The 19,296-nt window shown below is 68.8% G+C and carries 19 protein-coding genes; 9 read left to right on the top strand and 10 right to left on the bottom strand.

Translation table 11 applies throughout. The features are described from left to right. From ACOCEP_RS36930 to ACOCEP_RS36900, 7 genes are read right to left on the bottom strand one after another with little or no spacing between them, the layout of a single operon-like run. Window positions 1–876, bottom strand: coding sequence for a carbohydrate ABC transporter permease (locus ACOCEP_RS36930; protein ID WP_093933506.1), 876 nt, complete (start codon window positions 874–876; stop codon window positions 1–3). After that, entirely contained in the window at window positions 867–1,826 is a 960-nt protein-coding gene (locus ACOCEP_RS36925; RefSeq protein WP_482334304.1) for a carbohydrate ABC transporter permease, read from the bottom strand. Before ACOCEP_RS36925 ends, ACOCEP_RS36930 begins: the two co-directional genes overlap by 10 nt. Then, window positions 1,826–3,109 (bottom strand): extracellular solute-binding protein, encoded by a 1,284-nt coding sequence (locus tag ACOCEP_RS36920; protein WP_482334303.1) that lies wholly within the window; start codon window positions 3,107–3,109, stop codon window positions 1,826–1,828. The genes ACOCEP_RS36925 and ACOCEP_RS36920 overlap by 1 nt, the downstream gene beginning before the upstream one ends. An 11-nt stretch (window positions 3,110–3,120) precedes the next feature. Next, window positions 3,121–4,251, bottom strand: coding sequence for a lactonase family protein (locus ACOCEP_RS36915; RefSeq protein ID WP_482334301.1), 1,131 nt, complete (start codon window positions 4,249–4,251; stop codon window positions 3,121–3,123). Between the two features lie 27 nt (window positions 4,252–4,278). Continuing rightward, window positions 4,279–5,667 (bottom strand): GntP family permease, encoded by a 1,389-nt coding sequence (locus tag ACOCEP_RS36910; protein ID WP_482334300.1) that lies wholly within the window; start codon window positions 5,665–5,667, stop codon window positions 4,279–4,281. Beyond that, a complete protein-coding gene (locus ACOCEP_RS36905; RefSeq protein ID WP_360123610.1) occupies window positions 5,664–7,259 on the bottom strand; it encodes an N-acyl-D-amino-acid deacylase family protein in 1,596 nt (531 codons plus the stop codon). Before ACOCEP_RS36905 ends, ACOCEP_RS36910 begins: the two co-directional genes overlap by 4 nt. Before the next feature lie 33 nt (window positions 7,260–7,292). Beyond that, window positions 7,293–8,597, bottom strand: coding sequence for an amino acid deaminase (locus ACOCEP_RS36900; protein WP_482334298.1), 1,305 nt, complete (start codon window positions 8,595–8,597; stop codon window positions 7,293–7,295). 150 nt (window positions 8,598–8,747) lie between these two features. Here ACOCEP_RS36900 and ACOCEP_RS36895 point away from each other — a divergent pair, with 150 nt between their 5' ends. Genes ACOCEP_RS36895 through ACOCEP_RS36885 form a run of 3 tightly spaced genes read left to right on the top strand, consistent with a single transcriptional unit; the run spans window position 8,748 to window position 10,830 of the window. Beyond that, the gene (locus ACOCEP_RS36895; protein WP_482339890.1) at window positions 8,748–9,689 is read left to right on the top strand and encodes a sugar kinase; all 942 of its coding nucleotides are present in this window, start codon (window positions 8,748–8,750) and stop codon (window positions 9,687–9,689) included. Next, window positions 9,686–10,450, top strand: a complete 765-nt coding sequence (locus tag ACOCEP_RS36890; RefSeq protein WP_037345627.1) for an IclR family transcriptional regulator — start codon at window positions 9,686–9,688, stop codon at window positions 10,448–10,450. The genes ACOCEP_RS36895 and ACOCEP_RS36890 overlap by 4 nt, the downstream gene beginning before the upstream one ends. Continuing rightward, window positions 10,447–10,830, top strand: coding sequence for a RidA family protein (locus ACOCEP_RS36885; protein WP_007028047.1), 384 nt, complete (start codon window positions 10,447–10,449; stop codon window positions 10,828–10,830). Before ACOCEP_RS36890 ends, ACOCEP_RS36885 begins: the two co-directional genes overlap by 4 nt. A 75-nt stretch (window positions 10,831–10,905) precedes the next feature. Here ACOCEP_RS36885 and ACOCEP_RS36880 read toward each other — a convergent pair whose 3' ends face one another. The 3 genes from ACOCEP_RS36880 to ACOCEP_RS36870 form a co-directional block, all read right to left on the bottom strand. After that, a complete protein-coding gene (locus ACOCEP_RS36880) occupies window positions 10,906–11,901 on the bottom strand; it encodes a 1-aminocyclopropane-1-carboxylate deaminase (RefSeq protein ID WP_482334295.1) in 996 nt (331 codons plus the stop codon). Next, window positions 11,898–12,545: a GntR family transcriptional regulator gene (locus tag ACOCEP_RS36875; protein ID WP_482334293.1), complete on the bottom strand. Its 648-nt coding sequence runs from the start codon at window positions 12,543–12,545 to the stop codon at window positions 11,898–11,900. Before ACOCEP_RS36875 ends, ACOCEP_RS36880 begins: the two co-directional genes overlap by 4 nt. A gap of 118 nt (window positions 12,546–12,663) precedes the next feature. Further along, entirely contained in the window at window positions 12,664–13,023 is a 360-nt protein-coding gene (locus tag ACOCEP_RS36870; protein ID WP_005163289.1) for a DUF1844 domain-containing protein, read from the bottom strand. Window positions 13,024–13,293: 270 nt separating this feature from the next. Between ACOCEP_RS36870 and infC the strand changes: the two genes are divergently transcribed. The 6 genes from infC (at window position 13,294) to pheT (ending at window position 19,276) form a co-directional block, all read left to right on the top strand. Next, window positions 13,294–13,869 (top strand): translation initiation factor IF-3, encoded by a 576-nt coding sequence (gene infC / locus ACOCEP_RS36865; RefSeq protein WP_051071860.1) that lies wholly within the window; start codon window positions 13,294–13,296, stop codon window positions 13,867–13,869. A 70-nt stretch (window positions 13,870–13,939) separates the two neighbouring features. After that, entirely contained in the window at window positions 13,940–14,134 is a 195-nt protein-coding gene (gene rpmI, locus ACOCEP_RS36860; RefSeq protein WP_007028043.1) for a 50S ribosomal protein L35, read from the top strand. Between the two features lie 62 nt (window positions 14,135–14,196). Then, a complete protein-coding gene (rplT, locus tag ACOCEP_RS36855; RefSeq protein WP_005163284.1) occupies window positions 14,197–14,574 on the top strand; it encodes a 50S ribosomal protein L20 in 378 nt (125 codons plus the stop codon). Next, window positions 14,571–15,404, top strand: a complete 834-nt coding sequence (locus ACOCEP_RS36850) for a TrmH family RNA methyltransferase (RefSeq protein WP_482339889.1) — start codon at window positions 14,571–14,573, stop codon at window positions 15,402–15,404. Before rplT ends, ACOCEP_RS36850 begins: the two co-directional genes overlap by 4 nt. A gap of 236 nt (window positions 15,405–15,640) precedes the next feature. Next, the gene (pheS, locus tag ACOCEP_RS36845) at window positions 15,641–16,705 is read left to right on the top strand and encodes a phenylalanine--tRNA ligase subunit alpha (RefSeq protein WP_482334290.1); all 1,065 of its coding nucleotides are present in this window, start codon (window positions 15,641–15,643) and stop codon (window positions 16,703–16,705) included. Continuing rightward, window positions 16,706–19,276 carry a phenylalanine--tRNA ligase subunit beta gene (pheT, locus tag ACOCEP_RS36840; RefSeq protein WP_482334288.1) on the top strand — a complete coding sequence of 857 codons (2,571 nt, stop codon included), beginning with the start codon at window positions 16,706–16,708 and terminating at the stop codon, window positions 19,274–19,276. It abuts the gene before it with no gap. Window positions 19,277–19,296: the final 20 nt, after the last annotated feature.

The following is a 19,296-nucleotide window of genomic DNA, read 5'->3' as shown; positions in this document are numbered from 1 at the left end:
TCAACCCTTCACCGCGCCGCCCATGACGGACACGAGTCGTCGTTGCACGAGAATGAAGAACACCAGCACGGGGATGGTCATCAACGTCGAACCCGCCATCACCGCGCCCCAGTCGGTGTCCTCCGGTTTGAAGAACACCAGGATCGCCAGCGGGAGCGTCTGGTTCTCGGTGTTGGAGATGATGAACGTCTTCGCGAACAGGAAGTCGTTCCAGGCGTGGATGAACGCCAGCACACTGATCGCCACCAGCCCCGGTGCCACCAGCGGGAAGAGGATCTGCCAGGTGAACCGCATCCGGCTCGCCCCGTCGATCTTCGACGCCTCTTCCAGTTCCTGCGGTACCGCGGCGACGAAACCGCGCAGCATCCAGATCGCGAACGGCAGGCTGAACGCCAGGTGCACCAGGATCAGCGAGCCGAGGTGGTTGGTGCCGAACGCGGGCGCGACGTCGCCGACCGACCGCATCAGGAAGAACAGCGGGATGGTCAGCGCCTCGACCGGCACCATCTGCGCCACCAGCACCATCACCAGCAGCACCGTCCGGCCCTTGAAGTTGAACCGCGTCAGCGCGACCGCCGAAAGGAACGACAGCAGCAGCGACAACGCCACCACCACGACGGCCACGATCACGCTGTTCAGGAAGAACATCGCGAAACCTTCGCCGCTCAGCACCCGTTCGAAGTGTTCGAGGGTCGGCGTGAGCGTCCAAGGCCTGGGGTTCTCCGCCTGGATCTGCCCGGTGGGCTTGAAGGCCGAGAGCACCATCCAGTACACGGGGAACGCGACCATGCCGGCGATCACCACGCAGATGATCTCCGCGATCAGCCTGCCAGGGCGTTTGACCCGGCGGGTCTTCGGAGCCGTCGTCACACCCATCCCGCGCTCCGGCGTTGCGACCGGACGTACAGCCCGGTGATGGACAGCAGCAGCAAGGTCATCACGACTCCGAGCGCCGCGCCGAGACCGTATTCCTGTCCGGCGAAGGCCTGTTGATAGGCGAAGACGTTGAGCACGAGGTTGCGCCCGGCCACGCCGCCGCCGTTGGTCATCACGTAGATCTGGGTGAAGATCTTGAAGTCCCAGATGATCGACTGGATGGTGGCGATGGTCAGCAGCGGCCGCACCATCGGCAGCGTGATCGACCACGTGGTGCGCCAGGTCGACGCGCCGTCGAGGTACGCGGCCTCGATGACCTCCTCCGGCACGCCCTTGAGCCCCGCGTACATCGTCACCATGACGAACGGGTACGAGCACCAGATGACCTCGGCGGCCACCAGGCCGAACGTGCTGTAGGTGTCGAAGGTCCAGGAGTGGTTCGCCATCCCGGTGAACCCGATGCCCGACAGCACCTCGTTCACCAGGCCGAAGTCCGCGTCGAACAGGAACAGCCAGACGTACGAGCCCGCCATCGCCGGCGTCGCCCACGCGGCGAGCGCCGCCAGGAACAGCGGGACACGCGCCCACGCGCGGACACGGGTCGCCAGCACGGCGAGACCCGTCCCGAGGGCGAGACTGCCGACGACGCAGACCGCGGTGAAGCCGAGGGTCTTGGCCAGTACCTCCCAGAACTGCAGGTTCTCCAGCAGTTCGACGTAGTTCCCGAAGCCGAGGAACACCAGCGGGGCGTTGCCGACCGCCTGCGGCTGGCCGTAGTCGTAGAACGAGATCAGGACGAGCTGGTAGATCGGGTACACCAGCATCGCGAGCAGCAGGATGCCACCGGGCGCCAGGTAGAGCAGGGCGGCCCGCCCGTCCCGGCGACGGCGGGGCGACCGCCGTGCCGGGACGGCCGGAGCCGTGGTGCGGGGGATTTCTTTCGTGACCACTAACCGAACGCCTTGTTCATCTCGGCGGCCGCGGCGGTGAGCGCCGTCGCGGGGTCCTTGCCGCCGGTCGCGATCTGCTGGATCGCGGTGGGCAGCACGTTCTGCGCGTCGATCTTCGACCACGCCGCGGTGGCGGGGACGAACTTCGTGCCCGCGGTGAGCGTGTCGACGAACGGCTTGACCGACGGGTCGCTCGCGGCGAGCTTCTGCTGGACGCTGCCGAGGGTGGGCAGGTTGCCCATCGCGACGTACATCTTCTCCTGGTACTTCGCGCCACCGAGGAGCTGCGTGAACTCGACCGCGAGGCTCTTGCGCTTGGTCGCGTTGAACACGCCCAGCAGGTTGCCGCCCGCGAACGCCGGAGCGATCTTGCCCGCTTCGGTGCCCGGGATCGGGATGATCGCGTACTTGCCCTTCACCTGGCCCGCTTCGACGGCCTTGCGGTTGAAGTCACCGCCGATGGACATCCCGGCCTTGCCGCCGGCGAACGCCGTGATGCTCTGCGTGCCGGTGAGGTTGGCGCACTGCTCGGGCGGGCAGATGTCCGCCTTCAGCAGGTTCGCGTACGCCGTGACGCCGGCCTTGGCCTGCTCGGAGTCCACAGTGGACTTCCACTTGCCGCCGTCCTGCTTGGCGATCTCGCCGCCGTGTGCCCACAGGAACGGCAGCATCGCGTAGGTGTACTTGCCGCCGACGGAGATGCCGTACAGCTCCGGCTTCTTGGCGCGGATCGTCTTCGCGGTCTCGGTCAGTTCCGCCAGCGTCGTGGGCGGCTTGAGGCCGAGTTCGGCGAAGAGGTCCGTGCGGTAGTACAACGCGCGGATACCGGTGAACCACGGAAGCCCGTAGGTCTTGCCACCGGACTTCGCGGTCTCCAGGACCGCGGGCAGGATGTCGGCGCCTTCCTTCCACGACGAGAGATCGCCGGTCAGGTCGGCCAGCGCGCCGGTCGCGGCGTAGCTGGAGACGTCGGTGTTGCCGAACTCGGCGACGTCCGGCGCGCTCGCCGGATCGTTGAAGGCGCCGGAGAACTTGTCCGCGCGGCCTTCCACCGGGATCCACTGGACGTCGACCTCGACACCGGAATGCGCCGCCTTGAATTCGGTGATCGCCTCCTTGACCGCCGCCTCCTTGGGCGCGCGGTTGGCCTCGTCGAACAGCCAGACCCGGACGGTGCCGGTCTTCTCGTCACCGCCGCCCGCGGCCGGGGTGTTCTGGGCCGGCGCGCAGCCGGCGACGAGGCCGACGGCCGCGAGGCCCGCGATGAAGACGCGAGTTCTCATGGGTTTTCTCCTTAGGCGAAAAAGACGGAATTGACCTGGGGGAGCGCCAGTTTCCCGGCTACGGCCCCCGGAAGACCGGTCCCGGGATCGCGCGGCAGCCAGCTGAGCGTGCCGGACTTGTCGCTGGAGACGTAGAACCAGCGTTCGGTCGGATCCAGGGTTATGTGGCGCGGGTATACGCCGCCGACGGGCGCGTTGTTCAGCAGCTGCAACGACTTCCCGTCCTCGCCGACGCCGAACGACGCGATCGTGTCCGAACCGCGCACGGACGCGTAGACGAAATTCCCGTCCTTGGACGTGGTGATCTCGCCCGGGTACTGCGCGCCGGGGGTGCCCGCCGGAACGGCCGCGACGACCTGCCCGGCGGTCAGTTTCCCGGTGGCCGGGTCCCACGCCGCGACGGTCACCTCGGCCCGCAGCTCGCCGAGGATGTACGCGTACTTGCCGTTCGGGTGGAAGGCGAGGTGACGCGGCCCGGCACCGGATGGGAGCTTCAGCTGCTGGTTCAGCTTCAGTTTCCCGGTGGCGACGTCGAGTTTGTAGACGTAGACCGAATCCGCGCCGAGGTCGACCGACAGCACCCACTTGCCGGTGGGGTCGTTGACCACCTGGTGGGCGTGCGCGGCCCGTTCGGCGCCCTTGTGCTGAGCCAGATCGACGACGTCGCCGAGTTTCCCGCCCGCGAGGATCGGGAGGACGACGACGCTGCCGCTGCTGTAGTTCGCGGCCAGCACGTACTTCTGGCTCGAGTGGACGCTCAGATGCGTCGGGTGCTGGCCCTTCGCCGACTTCTTGTTGAGCAGCTTGGGTTTCGTCGGGTCGGCGAGGCTGAACGCGGAGATCTGGCCGTTCTCGTCCTCATTGGTCACGTAGAGGGTCTTGCGGTCGGCGCTGACGTCGAACCAGGAAGCGTTGCTGACCCCCGGGATCGTCCGGTCGACGACCACCGCGTTCGTGGTCGCGTCCCGGTGAGCGACATCGAGCCCATGCCCGGAACTGGTGTAGCTGCTGACGTAGATGGCCCCGGTTCCCTTCGGTCCGCAGGTCTGTTCGGAGGCGTTCGCGAGGTGGGAACCCAGAACGGTGGTGAGCCCAGCCGCTCCGACGGCGCCGAGGAAGGTGCGTCGATCGAGTCCGGTCATCGTGATCTCTCCCAGCTTTCAGGTGGTTTAAACCACTGCCATGAGCAATGCTGCCACGCCGAAACCGGAAACGGAAAGGACGGTTTCCAAGACGGTCCAGGTTTTCAGGGTCTGCGGAACGGACATGTTGAAGTACCGCGAGATGATCCAGAAACCGCCGTCGTTCACGTGCGAGGCGATGATCGACCCGGCCGAAATGGCGACGACCAGCAGTGCGAGCTGCATCTGCGAGTAGCCCAGCGTCGCCACGGTCGGCGCGACGATACCGCTCGTGGTGACGATCGCGACCGTCGCCGAACCCTGCGCGATGCGCATGCCGCAACTGATCACGTAGGCCGCCAGGATCACCGGGAGGCCGGCGTTGTCGAGGGAACCCGCGACGGCCTTGCCGATCCCCGTCGCGGCCAGCACGGCGCCGAAGAACGCGCCCGCGCCGACCACGAGCAGGATCATCGCGACCGGGCGCAGCGACTTCGCCGAAAGCTCGCTCAGATCCTTGCCCGTCAAGCCGCGGCGCAGGCCGAGCAGCCACGACGCGAGCAGCACCGAGATCGTCAGCGCGACCGCCGGAGTGCCGATGAACGCGGCGACACCGGCGAGCGCGGACTCCTTGGGAAGCCAGATGCTGCCGAAGGTCCCGGCGAGGATCAGCACCAGCGGGACCGCGATGATCCCCAGCACCAGCCCGAGCGACGGCGGGTTGTCCTCCTTCTCGCCCTCTTCCTCCGCGACCAGGAACTCCGCGGGAACCGCCACGTCGACGCGTTTGCCGATCCAGGTCGAATACAGCACACCGCCGACGAGGAACGCCGGGATACCGCAGACCAGGCCCATCAGGATGATCCAGCCGAGTTCCACGTGCAGCAGGCCCGCCGCGGCCACCGGACCGGGGTGCGGCGGGAGGAACGCGTGCGTGATCGAAAGGCCGGCGAGCAGCGGCAACGCGTACAGGACCAGCGAACGGCCGCCCTGTTTGGCGGCGACGTAGACCAGCGGCGCCAGCACGAAGATACCGATGTCGAAGAACACCGGGATCCCGAAGACGAAGCCCGCGAGACCCATCGCCAGCGGGGCCCGCTTCTCGCCGATGGCCCGCAGCAGCGCGCCGGTGAGGACCTTCGCCCCGCCGGAACGCTCCAAAATGGACCCGAGGATGGTGCCGAGCCCGATGATCGCGGCGATATGCCCGAGAATCCCGCCGAAACCCTTTTCCAGCAGGGAGTCCGACGCCTTCTGTGCGGAGCCGACGATCTGGACGACCGGCAGGCCGGCGGCCAGCGCGGTCAGCAGGCCGACCACGATCAGCGCGATGAAGGGCTCGAGCTTGACTTTGATGATGAGGAACAACAACACCGCGATCGAGACGGCGGCGAGGGTCAGGAGACCTCCCGTCGAATGTTGGAGCCAGTCGATCATCGGGCACTCCCGGGGTTCCGCAGTGAATGGCCGGCGAGGGCGCCGGTCGGTTGACCATCGTCGATGGCGGCGACACCGTTGACGAAGACATAGGGGATACCGGCGGCCTGCTGCCGCGGTTCGTCGAACGTGGCGGTGTCGGCGACGGTTTCCGGGTCGAACAGCACGAGGTCGGCCGCGTATCCGGCGCGGACGAGACCCCGGTCGGTCAGCCGCAGGCGCTGTGCCGCGCGGCCGGTGAGGTGGGCGACGCATTCGGCGAGTTCGAGGACGCCGAGTTCGCGGACGTAACGTGCGAGGTACCGCGGGAACGTGCCCCAGGCGCGGGGATGCGGCCGCGCGCCGACGAGCAGCCCGTCGCTGCCGCCGGTGTGCGTGCGGTGCCGCATGATCGCCTGGACGTTCTCCTCGTGCCCGACATGCATCAGGCAGGACGTCCCGAGCTTTTCCGAGAGCAGGACGTCGAAGTACAGCTCCGCGGCCGGTTTCCCGGCCCGTTGTGCCGAAGCCGCGACGGAATGCCCGACGAGGTGGGAGTTCTCGTCGCGGCGGACACCGTTGATCTCGATGGCCTCCCAGTCGATCGGCACCCCGTGGGCGCCGTCGGAACCGGTCTCCTCGATCTCGGCACGGATACGCTCGCGGGTGTCCACATCGGACAACCGGGCCAGGGTGGCGTCGAGCCCGCCTTCGGTCGCCCAGCTCGGGAGCAGCGCCGAAAGGTAGGTGGCGCCCGGAAGGTAGGGATAGGTGTCCAGCGTGATGTCGCAGCCGTCGTCGAGCGCCTGGTCGAGCAGCTCCAGCAGGTTCGACGCCTTGCCCTTGTTCACCGAGAAGTTCATCGTGGCGTGCGCGAGGTGCAGCGGGCAGCCCGAGCGGCGGGAGACGTCGACCATCTCGCCGAACGCCTCCAGCGCGCCCTTGCCGTAGCTGCGGTGGTGCGGGCTGTAGAAGCCGCCGTTCTCGCCGACGACCCGGCACAGCTCGACCAGCTCTTCGGTGGTCGCGTACATGCCCGGCGTGTAGGTGAGCCCGGACGACATGCCCATCGCTCCCTCGGCCAGCCCGGTCGCGATGAGTTCCTTCATCGCGTTCATCTCGGCTTCGGTCGCGGGCCGGTCTTCCCAGCCGACGGTGAGCATGCGGACGGTGCCCTGCGGCACCAGGTAGGCCGCGTTGACCGCGACCCCGGCGTCGAGCCGGTCGAGGTACTCGCCGACGGAACGCCAGTTCCAGTCGAACCCGGCCGGATCGTCGTTCCAGCCGGCGAGCTGCTGGCGCAGCGCGGCGAGGACGTCGTCGTTCACCGGCGCGTAGGAGAGCCCGTCCTGTCCGAGGACCTCGGTCGTGACGCCCTGGGAGAGCTTCGCGAGGTGATCCGGATTGGCGAGCAACTGGAGGTCGGAATGCGAATGCATGTCGATGAACCCGGGCGCGAGCACGAGTCCTTCGGCGTCGATGGTGCGGCGGCCCGCGAGCGAGCCGGGTTCGGCGACACTGGCGATACGGCCGTCGGTGATGCCCACGTCGTGCCTGGTGAGCGGATCTCCGGTGCCGTCGGCGACCAGTGCCGAGCGGACGACGATGTCCATGGTGATTCTTCCTCTGCGGCGGTGGAGGACGGATCAGAAGTGGGTGCGGACGAAATCGAGCACGGTCTCGCCGTCGGGGCCGACGACCGGGATCAGGGGCCACTTGTCGAAGACGGTGCAGGGATGGGACAGACCGAGGGCGATCCAGTCCCCGACCTCGACCGGTGACGACGCGGGCAGGGTGAGAAAGGCGTGCTGGTCGTTCATCTTCTGGATGGAATGACCTTCGAGCGCGGACGTCTGCCCGTCGCCCTTGCGGATGAGGCGCGGCTCGGGCATGCCTTCGTCGAACGAGGCGTCTCGTTTGCCGATGGTGAGCAGCGCGAGCTCGTCCGTCGGCTTCGACGTCACCTGAGCCCAGGCGCGCAACGCGGAACGGAACGACGCGACGCCGCCGATACGCGGGTGTTCGCCCAGCGGGGAGATCACGCGGTAGAAGCCGTCGTCGTGGGTCACGTAGGCGCCGCTGCGCAGGATCGGCAGGACGTCCAGGCCGCCCCAGTCCTTGGTGAGCTCGTCGGCGACGCGGTCGAAGTACGCGCTGCCGCCGCCGGTGACGATGATCTGCCCGGCGTCGTCGAGCAGGCCCTTGGCGTGGAAGGCGAAGACGAGTTCGCGCAGACCGTCCACATAGGAGCTGATCAGCTGGAGCGACTTTTCGTCCGTGTGGTGGGAAAGCGCGCCTTCGTAGCCACCGGATCCGCGCAGGCGAAGAGCCGGGCTCGCGTGCGCGGCCTCGGCGACGGCGAGTGCGGTCTCGGTGTCGCGGACACCGGTGCGGCCGCCCTCCGCGCCGAGTTCGACGAGCACGTCCACCTTGCGGCGGGCCCCGCGCAGGGCTTCGGTCATGAGCTCGACACCGCGGACCGAGTCGACCCAGCAGACGAACTCGAAGTCGTCGTCGGCGTCCAGTTCGGCGGCCAGCCACTTCAGACCGGAGGGGTCGAGCAGCTGGTTCGCCAGCAGGATGCGGGAAACGCCGAACGCGCGGTATATCCGCAGGTGGCCGGCGTTCGCGCAGGTGATACCCCACGAGCCGTGCTGCAGCTGCCGCTCGAACAGCTGCGGCGCCATCGTCGTCTTGCCATGCGGGGCCAGCGCGACCCCGCGTTCGGCGCACCAGGCCGCCATCGTGCGGAGGTTGTGCTCGACGGCCTCCTCGTCGAGGACGACGAACGGGCCGAGGAAGCCGTCTTCGAACAGCTTCGCGCCGCGGGCGGCGGCCTCGCCGATCGTGAGACCGGACAGCGAGGGCGCGACCGAGCGGAAGCGCCAGTCGACGCGCTCCTCCCGGACGGCCGCGACCGCGGCGGAATCGATGGTGCCGGCTTGGAACATGAGGTTCACCTCGGTTGCGTATGTTGCAACGGACGTTGCGCATATTGCGTGGGATAGGTGTAGCATCCGGTCCGCTGGAGGTCAACGGCATGACGACTAGGAGACGTGAAGGTGACAAGCGCGCCCGACGTGTTGTGCATCGGGGAGTCGATGGCCTTGTTCGTGCCGGCCGAACCCGGGCCGCCCGACGAGGTACGTAAGTGGGTGCGAAGCATCGGAGGCGCCGAATCGAACGTCGCCTGTCATCTCCCGGCGCTGGGTGTCACCAGCGCGTGGGTGAGCGCCGTCGGCGACGATCCGTTCGGCCGCGCGCTGGTGCGCGAGATCGGTGAGGCCGGGGTGGACGTCAGCGCGGTCGTGGTCGATCCGGCCCGTCCGACCGGGCTCTACGTCAAGGAGAGCGGCGCGGACGGCAGCCCCGTGCGCTACTACCGGAAAGGCTCGGCCGCGTCCGGAATGGACGCGGGATTGCTGGGGAAACTCGAACTCGACGGCGTGCGCGTCATCCACCTTTCGGGGATCACGCCCGCGCTGTCGGACGGCTGCCTCGACCTGGTGCGGGCGCTGATGGAACGGCCGCGTGGGGACACGCTGGTGTCGTTCGACGTGAACTTCCGGCCCGCGCTGTGGACCGAGCGGGATCCGTCGGTGCTGGCCGGGCTGGCCGCCCGCGCCGACATCGTGCTGGCGGGCGAGGACGAGGCCGAGCGGGTGTGGGGGACCGGTGATCCGGCAAGGCTGCGCGCCGCCGTGCCGGGGCCGAAGACGCTGGTCGTCAAGCACGGTGCACGCGGGGTGACGTTGGTCGAGGGCGACGGACCACCGCTGTTCTCGCCCGCGCTCCAGGTCGACGTCGTGGAACCGGTCGGCGCCGGCGACGCCTTCGCGGCCGGGTTCCTCGCCGCCACCCTGCGCGGCGACGACCCCGCGACCCGGCTGCGACGTGGCCATTTGCAGGCTGCGGCCACCCTGCTGACCCACGACGACGTGGGCACGCCGCTGCCCGGGTCCGTCGTCGAAGCGCTCCTCGGCGCGGATGAGGCAGCATGGGCGGCGGCCAAGCTGACGGACAAGGGAGTGGTGGGCGGATGAGCCAGAGCCTGGACAGGGCGCTCACGCTGCTGGGCGGCCTCGCCCGCGAGCCGAAGACACTCGACCAGCTCGCCGAGGAGATCGGCGTGCACAAGTCGACCGTGCTGCGCCTGCTGCGCACCCTGGAGGCACATCACTTCGTGCGCAGGGAAGGGCAGCGGTACTACCGGCTGGGCAGTGCGCTTTTCGACCTCGCGCAGCAGGCACTGGAGGATCGCGACGTCCGCCGCACCGCGCAATCCGCGCTCGCCGGGCTCAACGCGCGCACCGGCCACACCGTGCACCTCGCGTCCTATGAGGACGGAGAGGTCGTCTACATCGACAAGTTCGAGGGCAGGCACTCGGTGCGGATGTACTCCCGCATCGGGAAACGCGCGCCCCTGCACTGCACCGCCGTCGGCAAGGTGCTGGTCGCGGCGATGACGCCGGAGAAGCAGGCGGACGTGGTATCGAGGATCGACTTCTTCGTCCGCACGCCGAACACGATCACCACACCCGAGGCCTACGAGAAGGAGCTCGCGCTCGTCGCGGACCGCGGGTACGCGGTGGACAACGCCGAGCACGAGGACTTCATCCACTGCGTCGCCGCGCCCGTCCGCGGTCCGGGCGGCGTGGTACTCGCGGCCGCGTCGGTGTCGGTGCCGAAGGTGCTGCTCGACTACGACGGCCTGATGGCGCTCGTGCCCGAGCTGGTCGCCGCCACCGAAGAAGCTTCCGTCCACAGTGGATGGACGGGGAACCGAAAGGGGAAGTTGGAATGAGCAAGACCGCGATCAGCACGGAGAACGCGCCGAAGCCGGTGGCCGCGTTCTCGCAGGCGGTCCGCAAGGGCAACATCCTGCAGGTGGCCGGCCAGGTCGCCTTCGACCCGGCCACCGGCGCCATCGTCGGCGAGACCGTCGGCGAGCAGACCGAGCAGACCTTCAAGAACATCGAGGCGGTGCTCGAGGCCGCCGGTTCGAGCCTGGCCGACGCGCTGATGGTGCGTGTCTACCTGACCGACGTCGACCACTTCGGCGCGTTCAACGAGGTCTACAACAAGCTGATCGGCGAGGCGCCGCACCCGGCCCGCACCACCGTTTACGTCGGCCTGCCCGCCGGGCTGCTGGTGGAGATCGACGTCCTGGCCGTGACGGACTGACCCTCGCGCGCGTGTCATGAACGACCCTTTCCTGACGTTTTTCGTCAGGAAAGGGTCGTTCATGACACTTCGGGGTCAGAGGACGCTCGTGTACCCGTTCAGCGCGGGCTGCCCGCCCAGGTGCGCGAAGAGCACGTTCGAATCCCGCGAGATCTCGCCGCGGGAAACGAGGTCGATCAGCCCCGCCATGGACTTGCCCTCGTACACCGGATCGGTGAGCACTCCCTCCAGCCGCGCCAGCGTCCGGATCGCGTCCAAAGTGGACTCGTCCGGAATGCCGTAGATCCCGGCGTGATAACGCTCGTCCAGTTCGACGTCGCGGATCTCGCCCGCGCCGATCAGCTCCGCGGTCGCCCGGGCGATCCGGGTGACCTGGTCACGCGTCTCGGCCGGTTTCGCCGAGCCGTCGATGCCGAGGATCCGCCGCGGCTTCCCCGAAAGCGCGGCCCCGGCGACCATCCCGGCCTGCGTGCTGCCGGTGACCGAGCAGACGACCACCGTGTCGAAGAAGACGCCGAGTTCGGCCTCCTGCGCTTCGAGCTCGACGATCCAGTTCGCGAACCCGAGCCCGCCGAGCCGGTGGTCCGAACCGCCCGCCGGGATCGCGTACGGCTTCCCGCCGTCGGCCTCGATCTCCTTGACCGCGTTCTCCCAGCTCTCCTTGAACCCGACACCGAACCCGGCCTCGACCATCCGGATGTCCGCGCCGAGGATGCGCGAGAGCTGGATGTTGCCGACCTTGTCGTACATCGGGTCGGTCCAGTCGACCCAGCTCTCCTGCACCAGCACGGCCTTGAGTCCGGCCCGGGCGGCGGCCGCGGCGACCTGGCGAGTGTGGTTCGACTGCACGCCGCCGATCGAGATCAGCGTGTCCGCGCCCTGGGCCAGCGCGTCGGCGACCAGGTACTCGAGCTTCCGCGTCTTGTTGCCACCGAACGCGATCCCTGAGTTGACGTCCTCGCGTTTCGCCCAGACCTTCGCGCCGCCGAGGTGGGCGGTGAGCCGTTCGAGCGGATGGACGGGGGAGGGGCCGAACAGCAGCGGGTAGCGGGGGAAATCGGCGAGGGTCATGGCGTCTCCAGGAGGTCTTCGAGCTCGGTCCAGATGGTGGCGGTGATGGCGCAGGCCGCGTCGACGTCGCCCGCTTCGAGGGCGTCGGCCAGTTCCGCGTGGCGCCGGACCGACCGGTGGGCGGGCAGGGAGCCGAAGCGCGCGTATTCGAGACGCCGCAACAGCGGGGTGTAGCGGGCCAGCGTCGCGGCGATCGCCCGGTTGCGCGCGGCGGCCACCGGGACGTCGTGGAGTTCGTCGTCGGCGGCGATCGCGGCCGCGATGTCCCCGGCGGCGATCGCGTCGGCGAACCGGGTGTTGGCCGCCCGCATCGCGGCGACCTCCGCCGGTCCCATCCGAGGCGCGCCCGCCCGGACGGCGAACTCATGCAGCGCGCGCACGAGCTGCAGGGCGTCACGGACGTCGTCGGGCACGAAGCCCGCGACGCGTGTGTAGCTCTGCGGCTTCGACTCGACGAGACCGTCTTCGGCGAGCCGCAGCAGCGCTTGGCGCACCGGCGCCCGGGAAAGCCCCAGCTGCTCGGCGAGGTCGCCGTCGCGCAGGTTCGTTCCCGGCGGCAGCGTCCCGTCGATGATCGCCCGCCGGATGCTCTCGTAAGCCTCATCCCTGAGGAGGGACCTCGGTACCTTCGCTAACCCACTCACATCTGAAATGTTAGTTCATTCGCGCTTCAGATCGGTAGTCCGGATGTCATGAAAGGGTCGTTCCTGACGAAAAACGTCCTGAACGGCCCTTTCATGACACTTGAGGATCGGGAGGGGACTAGTAGACCGGCCCCGTGTACTTCTCGCCCGGGCCCTGCCCAGGCGCGTCCGGCACGGCCGAAGCCTCGCGGAACGCCTTCTGCAAAGACTGGAGGCCGTCGCGCAACGGGCCCGCGTGCAGGCCGAGGTACTCTGCCGAAGCGGTGACCAGCCCGGCGAGGGCGGTGATCAGGCGGCGGGCCTCGTCGAGGTCGCGGTGCGGTGAGCTGGCCGGATCCTCGTCCGCGAGACCGAGACGTTCGGCGCCGGCGGAGAGCAGCATGACGGCCGCCCTGCTGATCACCTCGACGCTCGGGATGTCCTCCAGGTCGCGGACGTCCGGGGAATACGGGGGCTGCTGAACGGGTTCATCTGACACGTCTGGTACCCTTCCACGAGCGACCAGCCCCCGAGCGATCGGGGGCGGCAAGTGGAGCCCCGCTCCCACCCGTGTCACCGCCGCAACATCAGGTGTCCGGGTCCGGTCTCGCTGAAGACGATTTCGGGCGTCGGAGGCGGTGTGTTCGATTCTGGAGATCGAACACGATCGGAATGAGTGGGCCTCGCGTACCTCACGGTACCGGGGCCTTCGGCATGTGGGCACCAGGTCGAAACGGTAGAAGAATTTACCTCGGACCAAGGAGGCCCCATCAGCTCCGAGACACGCATCAACGACCGAATCCGGGTACCGGAGGTCCGCCTCGTCGGGCCGGCCGGTGAACAGGTCGGCATCGTCCGGATCGAAGATGCGCTGCGGCTGGCACAGGAGAACGATCTCGATCTGGTCGAGGTCGCTCCGCAGGCACGCCCGCCCGTATGCAAGCTCATGGACTTCGGCAAGTTCAAGTACGAGAGCGCGCAGAAGGCCCGCGAGTCCCGCCGCAACCAGCAGCTCACCGTCATCAAAGAGCAGAAGCTGCGGCCGAAGATCGACCAGCACGACTACGAGACCAAGAAGGGTCACGTGTCGCGCTTCCTGGCGGCAGGCAACAAGGTCAAGGTCACGATCATGTTCCGCGGTCGCGAGCAGTCCCGGCCGGAACTCGGCTTCCGGCTGCTGCAGAAGCTCGCCGACGAGGTGACCGAGCTCGGGTTCGTCGAGTCGTCGCCGAAGCAGGACGGTCGCAACATGATCATGGTGTTGGCCCCGCACAAGAACGTGAAGCCGCAGAAGGCCGCGAAGGCAGCCAAGGACGAGTCGTCCGAGCCGCCCGCCGACGCGTAGCGCCGACCAGCACATGTCAGCGGCACACCGGGGAAAACCGGTGTGCCGCCGCACGAAAGAGGACAACGTAATGCCGAAGATGAAGACGCACAGCGGGACGTCCAAGCGTGTCCGCGTCACGGGTTCGGGCAAGCTGCGCCGCCAGAAGGCCGGCCGTCGCCACCTGATGGAGAAGAAGTCCAACAGGCTCACCCGTCGCCTCGAAGGCACGACCGAGATCGCCAAGAACGACGTCGGCCGCGTCAAGCGCCTTCTCGGCCGCTGACACCCCCGCACTTGTAAACCCCGGGCGCGCTCGCCGCGCCCCCAGATCGACAGGATGGACCAGTGGCACGCGTCAAGAGGGCGGTCAACGCCCAGAAGAAGCGTCGCGCGACTCTCGAACTCGCCAGCGGCTACCGCGGTCAGCGTTCGCGGCTGTACCGCAAGGCGAAGGAGCAGACGCTTCACTCGCTGAACTACGCCTACCGGGACCGTCGTGCCCGCAAGGGTGACTTCCGCCAGCTGTGGATCACCCGCATCAACGCCGCGGCCCGCGCCAACGGCGTGACCTACAACCGGTTCATCCAGGGCCTCAAGGCCGCGGGTGTCGAGGTCGACCGCAAGATCCTCGCGGACCTCGCCGTCAACGACGCCGCCGCCTTCACCGCGCTGGCCGAGCTGGCCAAGGCGAACGTGAACACCGAAGAGAAGAAGTCGGCCTGACCGGCGACAGCGCTCTTCCGCGACCCGGGGCGGCTCCGTTCACCGAACGGACGCCCCGGGTTGTTGCTGCGCGCAAGCTCACCCGCCGGGCCGAGCGTGAGAAGACCGGCCGGTTCCTCGCCGAGGGCGCGAACGCCGTCGAGGCCGCGCTCGAACACGGCGGCGAGGTGTTCGAGCTGTTCGTGACCGAACGCGCCGCCGCGCAGCACGAGCGGCTGCTCACCGTCGCGCGTGAGGCCGGCGTCCCTGTCTCGCCGATCACCGATCGCGCCGCCGACGGGTTGTCCGAGACCGTGACGCCGCAAGGCATCGTCGCGGTCTGCGCGCTCGTCGACCGTCCACAAGAGACCGTCCTGAAGCCGGGCGCGAAGCTCGTCGTCGTCCTCGTCGACGTCGCCGACCCCGGCAACGCGGGCACCGTGATCCGGGTCGCGGACGCCGCCGGTGCCGACGCGGTCGTCCTCGCCGGGGACAGCGTCGACCCGCACAATGGCAAATGCGTCCGCGCGGCCGCCGGCAGCCTGTTCCACCCCGCCATCACCCGTATCCGGGACGTCGACGCGGCCTTGAAGGCCTGCTCCGCCGCCGGGCTCCGTACCTTCGGCGCGCACGGGTACGCCGACACCGAGCTCGATCAGGTGACCTTCGGCGAGCCCACGGCGTGGGTGTTCGGCAACGAGGCGCATGGTTTGCCGCGAAGCGTCCTGGAGACGGTCGACCTCGCGGTCAAGATCCCGATGTACGGCAAGGCGGAGAGCTTGAACCTCGCGACGGCCGCCGCCATCTGCGTGTACACGAATGCGATGGCTTCCCGGGCCGCGACCACGTAGAGTCGCAGGCATCACGCCGTAGCAGCACGACACCAAGGGAGCTCTCATGGAACGCAGTGTTCGTTCCAGCACCTTGTTTACGGCGTAGAGCGCGGTTTTCGCACTTCCGAGTGACGGTGTGCCCAGCCCGAGGGTGATCGGGGGCCGCCGTTCGCTGTCCCATAGAATTCAGCAGCTGCTAAACCCATGTGTGCGCTCGCGTGCACCGGACCAGTCCCAGCGGACGCCGAGGAGTTATGTCCGAAGCCAACGACAAGCAGGACCCCCAGGCGGGAACGCTCGCGCCGGAAACGTTGACGGCCGCCGTCAAACAGGCCGAGACCGATTTCGCGGCCGCGGCGGATCTCGACGCGCTGGCCGCGGTCAAGCCCGCCCACCTCGGGGACCAGTCTCCGCTGCTGCTCGCCCGGCGCGAGATCGGCGCCCTGCCGAAGCAGGAGAAAGCCGAGGCCGGCAAGCGGGTCAACGAAGCGCGACAGGGCATCCAGGCCGCCTTCGACGCGCGCCGAGCCGTGCTCCAGGCCGAACGTGATGAGAGGGTGCTCCGCGAGGAGGCCGTCGACGTCACGCTCCCGTGGGACCGCGTGCCCCGTGGCGCCCGGCACCCGATCGCGACCCTGTCGGATCGGATCGCCGACGCGTTCGTCGCGATGGGCTACGAGGTCGCCGACGGCCCGGAACTCGAAGCCGAGTGGTTCAACTTCGACGCGCTGAACTTCGGCAAGGACCACCCCGCGCGCCAGCTGCAGGACACGTTCTACCTCGGCGAGGAGGACTCCGGCCTGGTGCTGCGGACGCACACGTCACCGGTGCAGGCCCGCACGCTGCTGCACCGTGACCTGCCCGTCTACGTCGTCTGCCCCGGTCGCACCTACCGGACCGACGAGCTCGACGCCACGCACACCCCGGTGTTCTCGCAGGTCGAAGGGCTCGCGGTGGACAAGGGCCTGACGATGGCGCACCTCAAGGGCACTCTCGACGCCTTCGCCCGCGCGATGTTCGGCGGTACTTCGAAGACCCGTCTGCGCCCGCACTTCTTCCCGTTCACCGAGCCGTCGGCGGAGGTCGACGTCTGGTTCGAGGAGAAGAAGGGCGGCCCCGGCTGGGTCGAGTGGGGCGGCTGCGGCATGGTCAACCCCAACGTCTTGCGTGCCTGCGGCGTCGACCCCGAGGTCTACTCGGGCTTCGCCTTCGGCATGGGTATCGAGCGCACCCTGCAGTTCCGCAACGGAATCCCGGACATGCGCGACATGGTGGAGGGCGACATCAGGTTCACCCTGCCCTTCGGAACGGAGGCCTGAGTGAAGGTCCCAGCCAGCTGGCTGACCGAACACCTCGACGTCGACGAGGAGGTCACGGCCCAGGATCTGGCCGACGCCTTCGTGCGTATCGGCATCGAGGTCGACGACGTCCGGAAGCTCGAACCCGTCACCGGCCCGCTCGTGGTCGGCCGGGTCGCCGAGATCGAGGAGCTCACCGAGTTCAAGAAGCCGGTCCGGTTCTGCCGGGTCGACGTCGGCGAGTCGGACGACGACACCGACAAGCCCGACGAGAACCTCGACGAGGACGACGAGGACGACGACGAAGGTCCTTTCGAGGACGAAGGCCCCACGGGCATCAAGACCCGCGGGATCATCTGTGGTGCCTCGAATTTCGCCGAGGGTGACCTGGTCGTCGTCGCACTGCCCGGCACCGTGCTGCCCGGTGGGTTCGAGATCGGCGCGCGCAAGACCTACGGCCGCCTCAGCGACGGCATGATCTGCTCCGCGAGCGAGCTCGGCATCGGTGACGACCATTCCGGCATCCTGGTGCTGCCGCCGAGCACGGCCAGCCCGGGCGAGGACGCGAACAAGCTGCTCAACCTCGAGGACACTGTCCTGGAGGTCACGCCGACCCCGGACCGCGGGTACACCCTGTCGGTCCGCGGCCTGGCCCGCGAGCTGTCCAACGCGCTCGACGTCCCGTTCGGCGACCCGGCGTCCATCGAGGTCCCCGAGGCCGAGAGCGACGTCTGGCCGGTGCACCTCGAGGACACGGAGGGCTGCAAGCGGTTCGTGCTGCGCCGGGTCAAGAACCTCGACGCGACGGCCCCGACGCCGTGGTGGATGCGCCGCCGCCTGATGCTGGCGGGGATCCGTTCGATCTCGCTCGCGGTCGACGTCACCAACTACGTCATGCTCGAGCTCGGGCATCCGCTGCACGCCTTCGCCACCGGTTCGGTCAAGGGCGATCTGGTGGTGCGCAAGGCGAAGCCGGGCGAGAAACTGACCACTTTGGACGATGTCGAGCGCACGCTCGACGTGGACGACGTGGTCATCGCCGACGACAGCGGCGTCATCTCGCTGGCGGGCACGATGGGTGGCGCGTCGACCGAGATCACCGCCGAGAGCACCGACGTTCTGCTCGAAGCGGCGCACTGGGATCCCTCGTCGATCAGCCGGACGGCCCGCCGTCACAAGCTGTTCTCCGAGGCGGCCAAGCGGTTCGAGCGCTACACCGACCCGCAGCTGTGCGCGGTGGCCGTCGAGCTCGCGGCGCGGCTGCTGCGGCAGTACGGCGAGGGTTCGATCCTGCCCGGCCGCACCGACGAGGGCGGCGTCGAGCCGAACCCGCCGGTGACCATGCCGATCAGCCTGCCCGACCAGGTGGCCGGGGTGCGGTACGAGCGCGGTGTCACGGTCAAGCGGCTCTCGCAGATCGGCTGCAAGGTCAACGTGGGCACGGCCGAGGACGGCACCGCCTTGGTGACCGCCGTCCCGCCGAGCTGGCGCGGTGACCTGGTGCAGCCCGCCGACCTCGTCGAGGAGGTGCTCCGGCTGGAGGGCTACGACAGCATCCCGTCGGTGCTGCCCGACGCCCCGGCGGGCCGCGGCCTCACCGACACGCAGCGCCGCCGTCGCTCGGTCGCGCGTGCGCTGGCGGAGAACGGCTACGTCGAGGTGCTGCCCTTCCCGTTCATCTCGGACTCGGTCTGGGACGCGTTCGGGCTGCCCGAGGACGACGTCCGCCGCAGCACCGTGAAGGTCCGCAACCCGCTGGAGGCGGACAAGGACCGGATGGCGAGCACCTTGCTGCCGGGGCTGCTGGATACCTTGCAGCGCAACATCTCCCGCGGTTTCAAGGATGTCTCGCTGTTCCACATCGGACAGGTCGTGCTGCCCGGGCCGAACCCGATCCCGATGCCTTCGCTCGGCGTGGACCGGCGTCCGACCGACGAGGAGCTCGCGGTTCTGGAGGCGGCGGTCCCGCCGCAGCCGCTGCACGTCGCCGTCGTGCTCGCGGGTCAGCGTGCCCGGGCCGGCTGGTGGGGCGCGGGCGAGCAGGCCAACTGGGCCGACGCGGTGCAGGCCGCGCGCCTGGTGGCGCAGGCCGCCGGTGTCGAGCTGACCACGGCCGCCGCCGACCAGCCGCCGTGGCACCCTGGCCGCTGCGCGCAGCTGCGGGTGGGGCAGTGGCCCGTCGGTTACGCCGGTGAGCTGCATCCGAAGGTCGTCGAGGCGCTCGGGTTGCCGCCGCGCACCGTCGCGATGGAACTCGACCTGGACGCGATCCCGATCCCGGACGGCCGTCCGGCGCCGCGGATCTCGGCGTACCCGCCGGTGCTGCTCGACGTCGCCCTCGTCGCCGAGGCGAGCGTCCCGTCGGCCGACCTGGCCGAGGCCCTGCGCGAAGGCGCGGGCGAACTGCTCGAAGACATCACGCTGTTCGACTCGTACCAGGGCGAGCAGCTGGGCGAGGGCAAGCGTTCGGTGGCGTACAAGCTGCGCTTCCGCGCCCCGGATCGCACGCTCACGGTCGACGAGGCCACCAAGGCCCGCGATGCCGCCGTCGCGGTCGCCGGTGAACGTTTCGGGGCGAGCCTGCGAGCCTGATCTGTAAAGCGCGTGAAGGC

The organism is Amycolatopsis sp. CA-211722 (assembly GCF_056828465.1).
The sequence above is the reverse complement of the archived record's forward strand: the minus strand, read 5'-3'. Positions and strand labels throughout refer to the sequence as shown.